At 53.0% G+C, this 14050-nt stretch carries 11 protein-coding genes; 6 read left to right on the top strand and 5 right to left on the bottom strand.

Going from position 1 to position 14050, the window contains the following annotated elements:
• Positions 1-5 precede the first annotated feature (5 nt).
• A complete protein-coding gene (locus tag OGY10_RS15835) occupies positions 6-359 on the top strand; it encodes a glycerol dehydratase reactivase beta/small subunit family protein (protein WP_286576998.1) in 354 nt (117 codons plus the stop codon).
• Entirely contained in the window at positions 360-890 is a 531-nt protein-coding gene (locus OGY10_RS15830) for a cob(I)yrinic acid a,c-diamide adenosyltransferase (RefSeq protein WP_008785856.1), read from the top strand.
• On the opposite strand, the gene dhaR is transcribed toward OGY10_RS15830, so the two are convergent.
• Both dhaR and OGY10_RS15820 read right to left on the bottom strand, forming a co-directional pair.
• Complete coding sequence (gene dhaR, locus OGY10_RS15825) at positions 868-2793, bottom strand: dihydroxyacetone kinase operon transcriptional regulator DhaR (RefSeq protein WP_016243887.1); 1926 nt, start codon at positions 2791-2793, stop codon at positions 868-870. The two genes, OGY10_RS15830 and dhaR, sit on opposite strands and share 23 nt — an antisense overlap.
• 91 nt (positions 2794-2884) lie before the next feature.
• On the bottom strand, positions 2885-3982 hold the full coding sequence (locus tag OGY10_RS15820) for a glycerol dehydrogenase (RefSeq protein ID WP_003024745.1): 1098 nt from the start codon (positions 3980-3982) through the stop codon (positions 2885-2887).
• Between the two features lie 562 nt (positions 3983-4544).
• On the opposite strand from OGY10_RS15820, the gene OGY10_RS15815 reads away from it, so the two are divergent.
• Positions 4545-6203: a glycerone kinase gene (locus OGY10_RS15815; RefSeq protein WP_191226755.1), complete on the top strand. Its 1659-nt coding sequence runs from the start codon at positions 4545-4547 to the stop codon at positions 6201-6203.
• Between the two features lie 563 nt (positions 6204-6766).
• Here the strand turns inward: OGY10_RS15815 and cfa are convergent.
• Entirely contained in the window at positions 6767-7921 is a 1155-nt protein-coding gene (gene cfa / locus OGY10_RS15810; protein ID WP_071445947.1) for a cyclopropane fatty acyl phospholipid synthase, read from the bottom strand.
• A 67-nt stretch (positions 7922-7988) separates the two neighbouring features.
• Between cfa and OGY10_RS15805 the strand changes: the two genes are divergently transcribed.
• On the top strand, positions 7989-8837 hold the full coding sequence (locus OGY10_RS15805; protein ID WP_003828520.1) for a helix-turn-helix domain-containing protein: 849 nt from the start codon (positions 7989-7991) through the stop codon (positions 8835-8837).
• Here the strand turns inward: OGY10_RS15805 and OGY10_RS15800 are convergent, their stop codons facing one another.
• Complete coding sequence (locus tag OGY10_RS15800) at positions 8838-9611, bottom strand: siderophore-interacting protein (RefSeq protein ID WP_057067405.1); 774 nt, start codon at positions 9609-9611, stop codon at positions 8838-8840.
• Between the two features lie 238 nt (positions 9612-9849).
• Between OGY10_RS15800 and OGY10_RS15795 the strand changes: the two genes are divergently transcribed.
• Positions 9850-10527 carry a PadR family transcriptional regulator gene (locus tag OGY10_RS15795; protein WP_410733838.1) on the top strand — a complete coding sequence of 226 codons (678 nt, stop codon included), beginning with the start codon at positions 9850-9852 and terminating at the stop codon, positions 10525-10527.
• Between the two features lie 53 nt (positions 10528-10580).
• Here the strand turns inward: OGY10_RS15795 and OGY10_RS15790 are convergent, their stop codons facing one another.
• Positions 10581-12101, bottom strand: coding sequence for a methyl-accepting chemotaxis protein (locus tag OGY10_RS15790; protein WP_191226753.1), 1521 nt, complete (start codon positions 12099-12101; stop codon positions 10581-10583).
• Positions 12102-12531: 430 nt separating this feature from the next.
• On the opposite strand from OGY10_RS15790, the gene ygjG reads away from it, so the two are divergent.
• Positions 12532-13911: a putrescine aminotransferase gene (ygjG, locus tag OGY10_RS15785; protein ID WP_167371260.1), complete on the top strand. Its 1380-nt coding sequence runs from the start codon at positions 12532-12534 to the stop codon at positions 13909-13911.
• Positions 13912-14050: the final 139 nt, after the last annotated feature.

Here is a 14050-nt window from a genome sequence, read left to right as displayed (position 1 = left end):
GCGCAATGTCACTTTCATCACCGGGCGTACATCTGTTTTATCACTCACGCTGGCAGGATACTCGCGTGCTTGATGAGCTGTGCTGGGGGCTGGAAGAGCAAGGCGTCCCTTGCCGGGCAATCTGTTGCGACGAGCATGACTGCGCGCTGGCATTGAGCAAACTTGCGGCCAAAAGCTCAATGCTACGTGTCGGTCTGGGTCTTAATGCCACGGGTGATATTGCTTTAACCCACGCCCAGTTGCCCGAGGATCGGGCGCTGATCCGTGGGCATATCCGCGCCGGAGCAGCCCAGCTTCGCGTCCTCGGCGCCAATGCCGGTCAACTGGTCAAAGTACTTCCCTTCAGCGAGATAAAATAAATGTATCGCATCTACACCCGAACCGGCGATAAAGGCACGACCGCGCTGTTTGGCGGCAGCCGTATCGACAAAGATGACATCCGCGTTGAGGCCTATGGCACGGTGGATGAACTGATTTCCCAGCTTGGCGTCTGCTATGCCAGCACGCACCAGGCTGAACTACGCCAGGATCTGCACGCCATGCAGAAGATGCTGTTTGTACTGGGTGCGGAACTCGCCAGCGATGAGAAAGGACTCGCGCGCTTACAACAGCGTATTGGCGATGAGGATATTCAGGCGCTGGAGCAGCTTATTGACCGCAATATGGCGCAAAGCGGTCCGCTCAAAGAGTTTGTTATTCCGGGGAAAAATCTGCCATCGGCACAGCTACACGTTGCGCGAACCCTAACCCGCCGACTGGAGCGGATCCTTATCGCGATGAGCAGAACGCTGACGTTACGCGATGAACCCAGGCGTTACATCAACCGACTGTCGGACGCGCTGTTCTCGATGGCGAGAATTGAAGAAACTAGTCCAGATGCTTGCGCTTAAACTGGCTGGCATCAATGTCGTATTGCTTCATCTTGCGCCACAAGGTAGTGCGACCAATGTTCAGCAGTTGCGACATCTCCTGTACGCGCCCGCTGGTGACGCGAGCAGCATGGATAATCGCCTCTTTTTCGATAGCGGTAAAGGTCAGACTGGCTGGCAGCAGTGAAGACGCCGTCTCCAGACCAGGACGTTCGGCAAACAGATAATCCGGTAGATTGCTCAGCCGAATATGGCCGTTATCACTGCTGATGGCGATGTTTTCGATAATGCTGTTCAGCTCAAAGTCATTGCCCGGCCACGAATAGGCCACCAGCTGAGCCAGCGCGTCGTCGTCGATCTTCAAACTGGATGAAAAGCGTTTTTTCAGGCTATTCAGCCGCGTATAAATCAGCGAGGGAATGCTGTTACGCCGCGCCCGCAGCGGGGGGATCACTATCTCAAAAGAGTGCAGCGCGTAATACAGCTGACGGCTAAAGCGGTTTTGCTCCACCAGATTGGCGAGATCAACCGTGGTGGTGGCGATCACTTTGACATCCACCGGAATCAACCGACGGGCATCCAGGCGGGTTAGTACCCCCTGCTTGATCACCTGTAACAGCGCGGATTGCAGCTCCGGCGCCAGATATTCAATTTTTTCCAGAAACAGCGTGCCGCCGTTCGCCAGTTCAAGACGGCTCAACCGGCCATTTTCATCGTCGGTGGGCGCACTGCCCATAAAATCCTGCCCCAGCACGCTGTTGGCATACAGCTGACAGTTCACGGCGATATACGGCCCGCTGGCGCGCTCGCTTTCGTTGTGAATGGCCTGACTCAGCAGTTCCTTACCAACGCCCTCTTCTCCGCACAGCAGGATCGGGAAACTCCCCCTCGCCGCCTGGCGTCCAAAATGGATCAAGCGGCGGGTTTCCGGATCGTCAGTCGACATCTGCTCAAAGGTGTGGCTCACCTTGCCGAGCTGGCTGGTCATCAGCTGGCGCATTTGCTCCACCGGATGCAGTAGCAGGATAAAGCTGTTGCCCTGCTCCTCAACAATAGGTTTTAGGGTGATGACGGCATCAACAAACTGATGCTGGCTTTCAAAGGTAACTTCGACGTGATTCAGGCCGCGGGCATGTTTGATCGCCCGGCGCAGCAGCATGGGGAGATTGAGCAGATCGTGAATGTTTTTTCCCTGACTGGCCTGCGCATCGAGATGCAAAAGCAGCGCCGCACGCGCATTGAGGAACTGCAATACGCCCTGTTCGTTCCAGGCCATCACACCATCATCCATACTCTCCAGCAGCCCGTACATCTGGTTCAGATGGCGGTTGGATTCAGCCAGCAGGCTGTCGGTCAGCAAAGAGTTGCCGACTTCTCTGGCAATCGCCAGCGTCAGGGATAAATCAGAAACGCACTCATGCTCCACCAGACAACACAGCGAGATGGAGCCGAACAGTCGACCATGGTTATCGAAGACCGGCGTCGAGCAGAACGACCACGGATGCAGCGCCTGTTTAAAATGCTGTTTACCAGAAGTTTTTGTCGGCTGGCCCGGCATCGTCGCCAGCGACAGCGCACAACTGCCAATGATGCTTTCCGCACAGTAGCTGCCGTCGCGAAACCCAAGCTCCGCCAGCTGTTCCACCGTCTGTGGATCACCGCAACGGCTGAGAATACAGGCTGATTCATCCAGAATCAGCAGCGCGCACGGGCGGCCGTCCATAAACTCCCAGGCATCTTCCAGCGCAGCCTGAGCAATCGTCAGCAACGCCGTCTTGCGACGACAAATCGACTCAAAGGTCAGCCCTTGCGCCTGATGCGGCGCCTGCCAGGTTTCCCGCTGCATAAACTTGCTGCAACGATGCCATGACTGGGCAATGACTGAAGAGACTTCCTTCCCGATGCTATGCGTGTGCGCCGTCATATCCCTTTCCGCTGTTTAACCATAGACAACCCCTCCGGCAGAGACTGTCAGAGGGGGAGAAGATGCCGGATAGAAACCTACCGACGACTGATTAACGCGCCAGCCACTGCTGTCCCAGCAGGTCTGCCGTCAAAATAGCGGCATGTACGCTTTCAGGCGTTACCGGGAACGGCATATTGTGGATGGTTTCACCTTCTGCACAGGTCGCTTTTGCTACGGCCATGATCTTGCCGTCAACGTCTTCTTTCACACCCATTTCCGCTAACGTTACCGGCAGGCCTACTTTCTGACAGAAATTCAGCACGGTTTCGATCTCTTCCATCGGGCTGTTTTGCAACACCAGCTGCGCCAGCGTACCAAAGGCGACTTTTTCACCGTGGTACAAATGGTGGCACTCTTCCAGAATCGTAAAGCCGTTGTGGATCGCATGCGCCCCTGCCAGACCGCTGCTTTCAAAGCCGATGCCGCTGAGGTAAGTGTTAGCTTCGACAATACGCTCCAGCGCATCGGTCACCACGCCGGCCTGCGCGGCAAAGCGTGCCTTCTCGCCTTCCGCCAGCAGGGTATCATAGCACAAGCGCGCCAGGCTCAGCGCCGCCACGGTGGACTGTCCGCCCGCCATGCTGGTCGCTCTGGCGTCATAACAGGCTTTCGCTTCAAACCAGGTCGAGAGCGCATCGCCCATCCCGGCCACCAGCAGACGTACCGGCGCTTTGGCAATGATTGCAGTGTCCATCACTACCATATCCGGGTTTTTCGGGTAGATCAGATACTCTTCAAACTCACCGGCTTCGGTATAGATAACGGACAGCGCGCTGGTTGGCGCATCGGTAGACGCGATAGTCGGGATCACCACCACCGGCAACTTCTGGTAGTAGCCAATCGCTTTGGCGGTATCCAGCGTTTTCCCACCACCAATCCCAACCACGCCGCGGCAACCGTGCTGTTTCAAAATGGCAATCAGGCGATTAATTTCAACATGGCTACATTCACCGTTAAAGCGTTCCGCATGGCAGCTAATGTCATGACTGTGCAGGCCGTTTAGTACCTTCTCTCCCGCCAGCTTCATCACGAAGTCATCAGCAATCACGAAAAAGCTGTCCGCCAGATTTTTAGCGTATTGACCAAACAAGGTGGAAGCGTCAGGACCCTGGAGATATTTGGCTGGAGATTGAATAACTTTTAGCATTCCTTTCATCCTCAAATAAGTACATGTTTTTACATGGTGAGCCCTGGCGTTAACCTGTTTGGCCTGATGCTGACGGCGAAAACGGGAGGTACCGGAGCGATGCAATAACTGTAGGGCGAGGCGTGCACAAAAAAATCTTTCGTCTTTTTGTTCTGATATGAAACAGATAAAAACAACACATGTTTCATATTGGAACGCTTAACCATAAAAAATATAAGGTTTGCGATCCCGATCCGTTCATTTGCCACCAAATCTCCGGCACAGACGAATCTCACTTTCTCTTTTACCCACTCACTTGCCAAAATACCGGTAAAAAAAAAGCTGACAGTACCGTGTGACCTGCATTCATCGCGAGAGGAAAAAGTCGAGCGAGCTCGCATTGTGGTCGTTCACCGTTCTTTTAGGTTTCATTTCGGAACAAAAAACAATAACAACGTTCCGTAATGAAACTCATTTTAACGTTGTTTTTTTCCACGCTGACTTCGCCAGAATCTCTCTATCGCCTCCGCACCATGACCATGCTTCCGGGGGTTTGTCTTACACTCAACCTCAAGGAGCCGTTATGTCTCAATTCTTTTTTAATCAACGCACCCATCTCGTGAGCGACGTCATCGACGGTACGATTATCGCCAGCCCGTGGAATAACCTGGCGCGTCTGGAAAGCGATCCGGCCATTCGCATCGTGGTCCGTCGTGACCTCAACAAAAATAACGTAGCGGTCATTTCCGGCGGCGGTTCAGGGCACGAACCCGCGCACGTTGGGTTTATCGGTAAAGGTATGCTAACCGCCGCAGTCTGTGGCGACGTGTTCGCTTCCCCGAGCGTAGATGCGGTACTGACCGCCATTCAGGCGGTAACCGGTGAGGCGGGCTGTTTGTTGATCGTGAAAAATTACACCGGTGACCGTCTTAATTTCGGTCTTGCCGCCGAGAAAGCCCGTCGCCTTGGTTACAACGTTGAAATGCTGATTGTCGGCGATGACATCTCCCTACCGGATAACAAACACCCGCGCGGCATTGCGGGAACCATCCTGGTGCATAAAATCGCGGGCTATTTTGCCGAACGCGGCTACAACCTCGCCACCGTCCTGCGTGAAGCGCAATACGCGGCCAATAACACCTTCAGTCTGGGTGTTGCGCTTTCCAGCTGTCATTTGCCGCAAGAAACCGACGCCGCCCCGCGTCATCATCCGGGCCACGCGGAGCTGGGTATGGGCATTCACGGCGAACCAGGCGCCTCGGTCATCGACACCCAGAACAGTGCGCAGGTGGTGAACCTGATGGTGGATAAACTGCTGGCCGCCCTGCCTGAAACCGGCCGTCTGGCGGTGATGATTAACAATCTTGGCGGCGTTTCTGTTGCCGAAATGGCCATCATTACCCGCGAACTGGCCAGCAGCCCGCTGCATCCGCGTATCGACTGGCTGATTGGCCCGGCCTCGTTGGTCACCGCGCTGGATATGAAAGGCTTTTCACTGACGGCCATCGTGCTGGAAGAGAGCATCGAAAAAGCGCTGCTCACAGAGGTGGAAACCAGTAACTGGCCGACGCCGGTCCCACCGCGTGAAATCAGCTGTGTACCGTCATCTCAGCGTAGCGCACGCGTGGAATTCCAGCCTTCGGCAAATGCCCTGGTGGCCGGGATTGTGGAGCTTGTCACCACAACCCTTTCCGATCTGGAGACCCATCTTAATGCGCTGGATGCCAAAGTCGGCGATGGCGATACCGGTTCAACCTTTGCCGCAGGCGCGCGGGAAATTGCCAGCCTGTTGCATCGCCAGCAGTTGCCGCTGGATAACCTTGCCACGCTGTTTGCGCTGATTGGCGAACGTCTGACCGTGGTGATGGGAGGTTCCAGCGGTGTGCTGATGTCTATTTTCTTTACCGCTGCGGGGCAGAAACTGGAACAGGGAGCTAACTTTGCCGAAGCCCTGAATACGGGACTGGCGCAGATGAAGTTCTACGGCGGCGCAGACGAAGGCGATCGCACCATGATTGATGCGCTGCAACCGGCCCTGACTTCGCTGCTCACGCAGCCGCAAAATCTGCAGGCCGCCTTCGACGCCGCGCAAGCGGGAGCCGAACGAACCTGTTTGTCGAGCAAAGCCAATGCGGGTCGCGCATCGTATCTGAGCAGCGAAAGCCTGCTCGGAAATATGGACCCCGGCGCGCATGCCGTCGCAATGGTATTTAAAGCGCTGGCAGAGAGTGAATTGGGCTAAGCCATAAATGCCTGATAAGGCACTTGCGCCGCCATCCGGCGAAGATATGCCTGATGCGCTGCGCTTATCAGGCCTACGAGTACAAACTTTTGTAGGCCGGATAAGGCGCTTGCGCCGCCATCCGACAAAGATACGCCTGATGCGCTTCGCTTATCAGGCCTACGAGTACAAACCTTTGTAGGCCGGAGAAGACGTTTACGCCGCCATCCGGCGAAGATATGCCTGATGCGCTACGCTTATCAGGCCGATGAGTGCAAACTTTTGTAGGCCGGATAAGGCGCTTGCGCCGCCATCCGGCGAAGAAGTGCCTGATGCGCTTCGCTTATCAGGCCGATGAGTGCAAACCTTTGTAGGCCGGATAAGGCGTTTACGCCGCCATCCGGCGAAGAAGAGTCTGATGCGCTGCGCTTATCAGCGCCTGCGAGTGCAAACCTATGTAGGCCGGATAAGGCGCTTGCGCCGCCATCCGGCAAAGATACGCCTGATGCGCTTCGCTTATCAGGCCTACGAGTGCAAACCTATGTAGGCCGGATAAGGCGCTTGCGCCGCCATCCGGCAGAACGTTAACGATAAACGCGGATCCCGCCCTCTACGCCACGGCTAAACAGCACCTGCCAAAGCTCAATATCTCTGGCGCGGAAAGCCCCTGCGCAGGCACATAAATAATAATTAAACATTCTTCTGAAGGTGGCGGAATAACGTGACGACAGCTCCGGCCAGGCCTGATTAAAGCGCTCATGCCAAGCCATCAGCGTTTTATCATAATCGCTGCCGAAGTTATGCCAGTCCTCCATCACAAACCGTGATTCGCTGGCCTCGGCAATATGGGAAATCGACGGTAAGCAACCGTTCGGGAAAATGTATTTATTGATCCACGGATCGACGCTCATCCCTTTTTTATTGCTGCCAATAGTATGCAGCAGGAACAGTCCGTCCGGTTTTAAACAACGGTCGGCGATGCTGAAATAGGTGTCGTAGTTTTTCGGCCCGACGTGTTCAAACATCCCCACAGACACAATGCGATCGTAGTGTTTATCAAGATCGCGATAATCCTGCAGCAGAATGTTAACGTCCAGCCCTTCACAGCGCTGCTGCGCCATTTTCTGCTGCTCTTTGGAAATGGTAACGCCTTCTACCGCCACGCCATAATGACGCGCCGCATATTCTGCCAACCCGCCCCATCCACAACCGATATCGAGTAAACGCATACCCGGCTTAAGCTGCAGCTTCTCGCAGATCATTTTTAATTTGGCATTTTGCGCATCGTCTAATGTGGTCGCGTCTTTCCAGTAACCGCAGGAATATTGCATATGCGGATCAAGCATCAGCGCAAAGAGATCGTTACCAATATCATAATGTTCTTTACCGACGATCCATGCGCGGCTACGTGACTGCAAATTAAACAGGCGTGCGCTGGCAATGCGTAAAATATCTTTCAGATTACCTGGCATCTGCTGGTCGAGTTTTGCTTTCAGGATTTTGCAGAACAGAATATCGAGCCGTTCGCAGTCCCACCAGCCTTCCATATAGCTTTCGCCAAGCCCTAATGAGCCTTGTTGCAATACCCGTTTAAAGAAACCGGTATGATGAAGTTGAATGTCCCAGGCGCGCGAGCCATTAATTCTGATATCCGCTTGCGAAAGCAGCTCTTTTCCCATTCGGGTCCAGTTATCATTTGTTTCATTGACGATGACAGCATCTGAACAAAGCGAGTTCATGGTATTTACCAAAAGTGGGCTAAAAATTATTACGCAAGATTATTATGGAAAAAAGAGTGTATGTATTATGATCCGCGGACAAGATCTATCGAGCAGCGGACACACCATCGGGAGCATTGACGATTCATTTATGGAAACTCTCGCGCAAAAACAGTGGAACTCCTTCCCGGATAACTCCATGACCGAACTGCCGCAGGACGTATTCTTTCGCTCTTATGTCCTGGAAGCCAACCACCATGTACCGCAGCATTCACACTCTTTTATGCAGTTTCATTTCGCCCGCAAAGGCAGCATGCGCATTGATGTTGCCGGTAAGTGCTGGATAATCCCGGCGCATTATGGCATTTGGATCCCAAATAATACGGAGCATGCGGTTTGGGCATTAGATGATGTGTATTTAGAAAATCTGGATATTAAACCGGGTTTTCTTGAAGAGAGCATCAATGAATGCAAAGTAGTGGCTATCAGTGATTTCGCCAGAGAGTTTATTCATTACGCCACGAATTCAATTTCAGGCCATTATGATAGTCAGTCAAAAGAGGGCAAGCTGGTTAGTGTGCTGGTCGATATTATTCTGCAACTCCCGGAAGTCGCTTTTGTATTACCCTGGCCGCAGGATCGTGAATTAACCAAAGTCTGCCGAACAATACAAGAATCCCCCGCACTGGAGCATTCGGTTGAATACTGGGCGCAGCATCTGGGTATGTCTGCCCGTACCTTTTCACGCCATTTCAAAAAAGAAACCGGATTGCCTTTCAGCGTCTGGAAGCAAAAAATGCGAATACTTGAATCGGTATTAATGCTGAAGAAAAATAAAAGCGTAACCGCCGTGGCACTCGACGTTGGGTATTCAAGCACCGCGGCATTTAGCTACGCATTCCGCCAGGCGTTTGGCGTTCCGCCCTCTAATTACTGATTAACGGCGTTGATGCCAGTAAGCCGCTGCACGAACCCGTTGCTGATCGAACGCCTCGGTTTCAAAACGAGCACTCAGGTTTTTGACCACCTTGCCTTCGCCGGTGATCCAGATGAAATAATCGTCTGCGGGCACGCTTAGCCGCGATAAATGTTCATTCACCGCCTGCTCGTCATGGCCGATAAACCACTGAAGAGTAAATCCGTCGAGATGGGCAAAATAGTCCTGGTAGGCTGCATCCTGCACGCTAACCAGCGCCGTGACGTGCGGACGTACCGCCAAACGGCTGAGCGACTCCAGGCGTCGGCGCAACGCGGGCATTCCCGACTCATCACACACGTAAACCTGATACGCATAGTCCTCTGGTACCACCAAAGAACCGCGCGGCCCGCCAATCGTCAGCTTGTCACCCCCACGGGCATTCATCGCCCACGTACTTGCCACGCCGCCGTCATGAATATAGAAATCCAGTGCCAGCTCATGGCGCGTTTCGTCATACAACGGCGTGTAGTCACGGGATAACGGACGTACACCGTCAGCCCAGACAATGCCTTCATCGGTGACGACAGGTGGTACAAAGTTGCTGCCCGGTTCAGGGAAAAAGACCTTGGTATGGTCGTCAAAGCCGTGTGAGCTAAAACCGTCCAGAGCGTCACCGCCCAGTACAATACGCTGAAAGCCCGCGCTAATACGCTCTACGCGCAGGACAGTAAGTTCTCGAAAACGCAGTTCATTGCGAACGCGCTGTGGGTAGCGTGAGATGTTTTTTGTCATTTTTTCGCCTTGTGAAGATAATACGATATATCTAAATTGATTTTTTAAATGATAATGATTGCTAATCAAAAATAATGCAAGCACTTTTTGATATAGTTAACTTATGATTACCCAGTTATCACAAACACATAAAAATAGATAATAATCATAATGTTATACAACATTTTATTTGTAGACTTGCAAACTGATAATTTTTAGATATAAATTAGATATATCTTAACAACATCAGGAGACGATGATGCAAAACCATCATGAAGGTTGCTGTAAGCACTCAGAGCACCAACACGAAGGCTGCTGCAAGGGTGAAGGACATCACCATGAAGGCCGCCACAACGAGCACCATGCAGGTTGCTGCAAAGGTGAAGAACATCGCCATGAAGGCTGTAATAAAGATCATCACCACGAGCACGGCTGCGAGCATCGTCGCGGCGGCAGCGGCGGCGGTGGTCGTCGTCAGCGGTTCTTCGGCCACGGCGAATTACGCCTGGTGATTCTGGATATCTTGACCCGCGACGCCAGCCACGGCTATGAGCTGATTAAAGCGATTGAAACCCTGACCCAGGGTAATTACACCCCAAGCCCGGGCGTTATCTATCCAACGCTGGATTTCTTGCAGGATCAGGCACTGATCACCGTCAGCGACGAGGAAGGTGGGCGTAAACAGATTGCGATCACGACTCAGGGCCAGCAGTGGCTGGATGAGAACCGTGAACATCTGGAACATATCCACGAACGGATTAAAGCCCGCTGCGTGGGTTTTGAATTACGCAAAAATCCACAGATGAAACGCGCGCTGGAAAACTTCAAAGCCGTGCTGGATCTACGCGTCAATCATGGTGATACCAGCGATGCGCAGATCAAAAAAATCATCGGTATTATCGATCGCGCTGCACTGGATATTACTCAGCTGGATTAATCTGCACAGCAGGCGGAACCCGTATGCCCAACGTTCCGCCTGTATTTTTAGTATTAATGCAGCACCGTAACCGCATCTTCCAGACGACCCGCGCGATGTTTCACCATCGCGGAAATCTGCGCACTCTCTTCAACCAGTTCGGCGTTTTTCTGTGTAATGTTGCTCAGCTCATTCACCGCACGGGTCAGGCTGGAAAGACCATCTGACTGTTCCAGCGTGGAGTGGCTGATTTGGGCGATCAGCTGAGTGACGTTTTGCACCTGCGCCACAATATCGTCCATCGTGCGTCCTGCGGCGTGAACCTGGTCAGATCCGGACTGCACCTTGTCAGCGCTGGCATCAATCAACTTGCGGATATCATTGGCTGCACTGGCGCTACGGCTAGCAAGATGACGTACTTCTCCCGCCACCACGGCGAACCCTTTCCCTTGCTCGCCCGCCCGCGCGGCTTCAACAGCGGCATTCAAAGCCAGAATGTTGGTCTGGAAGGCAATATCGTTAATCAGCGTCGTAATGGTGCCGATCCGCTGGGTGCTGTTGGCGATATCGTCCATGGTTTTGATGACGGTATCCATCGCCTCACCGCCGTGCGTTGCCGCGCTACTGGCGGCAATAGAGAGCTTATCGGCCGCGGCGGCGGTCTCTGAGTTTTGTTTCACCGATGCCGCCATCTGATTCATGGTGGTCACCGTTTCCTGCACGTTCTCGACAGTCTGCTGCGTATGCTTGTTTAAATCGTCGCTGCCTTTCGCCAGCGTTTCGCTGTCGCTACGCACGCAACTCACCTGGCTGGAGACGTCGTGAATGAGCCAGCGACACATTAATCCAAGTTGGCCCACTGCTCGTAGCATCAGGCCCAGTTCATCACTACGGTTAAGATGCGACACGCTGTTCCGCTCACCGGTCGCCACTTTCAGCGCCTGACAGGTGACATTCTCAATAGGACGCACAATTTGCCATTCGAAAATAGCCGTTCCAAAAAGCATCACCAATGCACTCATCAGCTGTAACGGCCATTCGGCGCCCATTTGCTGCAATGCGACCGCTAGCAGGACAAACATGAATGCCATCACGCTGCGCACCCGCCAGCGAATCGGCATCGCCGGCAGTTTACCCAGCCAGCCCTTGCGTACCACCAGCCCTTTATGAATACGCCGGTTGCAACGTCCTTCGTTCAGCGCTTTATACAAAGGCTCTACCGCCGCAATTTCCTCGTCAGTAGCCCGGGTACGAATCGACATATACCCGGTCACGCGTCCTTCCCGCACCATCGGTACCGCATTGGCCCTCACCCAGTAGTGATCGCCATTCTTACGCCGGTTTTTCACAATCCCGCTCCATGGCTCGCCCTGCTGCAGGGTGTACCACATATCCGCAAACGCCGCTTTTGGCATGTCCGGATGACGAACCTGATTGTGCGGCTTATCGAGCAATTCATTTAGCTGATAGCCACTGACCTGGACAAATGTATCGTTCGCATGGGTGATATAGCTTTGTAAATCGGTGGTAGACATGAGGGTGATATCATCATCCAGCGGTGTATTTTGCTGACTAACGTAGGGATGAGAAGACATGATTGCGTCCTGTGCAGGTTATCTGGTTGTTAACTCTTTCGGCTTATGTTATTTCGGCGATAATTTTTTTATCTTTAGTTGTTAAATTTGATTTAGATCGCAATTTGCGATTAAACCTCAAAATCTGTACGCATTCTAATCCATTGATTTAAAATACTTTCATCTAGTAACTATTCAACGTCACTTCTACCAGCGCACCGTCACAGTGCAAATATCGCCCATTTTTAGCGCAAATTTGCGTTTATTCGATCTGTTTTCAGGCTCCTTACTTGGGCAAAATGCCAGCAGATGTTAAATCTCGGCATTAAATGTTGCGTAAATGAGATGTTTCCTGGTGTTTATCCCGATTTTTGCTAAGCGCGCCGGAATGGCGCAATCCCTGCAATACTTAATTCAGTATCATGTGATACGCGAGCTCCGGGAGCATATTTTGAACAGGTTACCTTCCAGCGCATCGGCCCTGGCCTGCAGCGCACACGCACTGAATCTCATCGAAAAGCGCACGCTTGATCATGAGGAAATGAAATCGTTAAACCGAGAGGTGATTGAGTACTTCAAGGAGCATGTCAATCCGGGGTTCTTAGAGTATCGAAAATCTGTAACTGCAGGCGGGGATTACGGAGCCGTAGAGTGGCAAGCGGGAAGCCTGAATACGCTTGTCGACACCCAGGGGCAGGAGTTCGTCGATTGCCTGGGTGGTTTTGGAATTTTCAACGTGGGGCACCGTAATCCAGTCGTGGTTTCCGCCGTACAGAATCAACTCGCGAAACAACCTCTGCACAGCCAGGAGTTACTTGACCCTCTGCGGGCCATGCTGGCAAAAACCCTCGCCGCACTGGCGCCCGGTAAACTGAAATACAGTTTTTTCTGTAACAGCGGGACCGAGTCGGTTGAAGCCGCCTTGAAGCTGGCGAAAGCATATCAATCGCCGCGCGGTAAATTTACGTTTATTGCCACCAGCGGCGCATTCCACGGTAAATCACTGGGCGCGCTGTCCGCTACGGCTAAATCCACCTTCCGTAAACCCTTTATGCCGCTGCTGCCGGGCTTCCGTCATGTGCCGTTTGGCGATATTAACGCAATGCGCACCATGCTCAGCGAGTGTAAAAAGACCGGTGACGATGTCGCAGCTGTGATCCTCGAGCCGATCCAGGGTGAAGGAGGGGTGATCCTGCCGCCGCAAGGTTATTTGACCGCCGTTCGTAAACTTTGCGATGAGTTTGGCGCGCTGATGATCCTTGACGAAGTGCAAACCGGCATGGGGCGTACCGGCAAGATGTTCGCCTGCGAACACGAAAACGTGCAACCCGACATTATGTGTCTGGCCAAAGCGTTGGGCGGCGGTGTGATGCCCATTGGCGCGACCATTGCCACCGAAGAGGTGTTCTCCGTCCTGTTCGACAATCCTTTCCTGCATACCACCACGTTTGGCGGTAACCCGCTCGCTTGTGCAGCTGCGCTGGCCACCATTAACGTCCTGCTGGAGCAAAATTTACCGGCTCAGGCGGAGCAGAAAGGCGATATGTTGCTGGATGGTTTCCGCCAGCTTGCGCGGGAATATCCGGACCTGGTGCATGATGTACGCGGTAAGGGAATGCTGATGGCGATTGAGTTTGTCGATAATGAAATCGGCTACAACTTTGCCAGTGAGATGTTCCGCCAGCGGGTGCTGGTTGCCGGCACGCTTAATAATGCAAAGACGATCCGCATCGAACCACCGTTGACGTTAACGATCGAGCAATGCGATCTGGTATTGCGATCGACGCGCAAAGCCCTGGCAGCATTACGGGTGAGCGTGGAGCAAATGTAACAACCTTACCCGGCCTATAGAAGACACTCTTTTGTAGGCCGGATCAGGCGTAGCCGCCATCCGGCAATTTCGTCCTCTGCCCCCACTCCTTTTTTGAATCCCATCACAATCACGGCATTCCCCTTTTCCCTTTTACGCG

The organism is Citrobacter sp. Cpo148 (assembly GCF_030332375.1).
GTDB lineage: Bacteria > Pseudomonadota > Gammaproteobacteria > Enterobacterales > Enterobacteriaceae > Citrobacter > Citrobacter portucalensis.
This window is presented reverse-complemented; position numbering and strand designations above follow the sequence as displayed.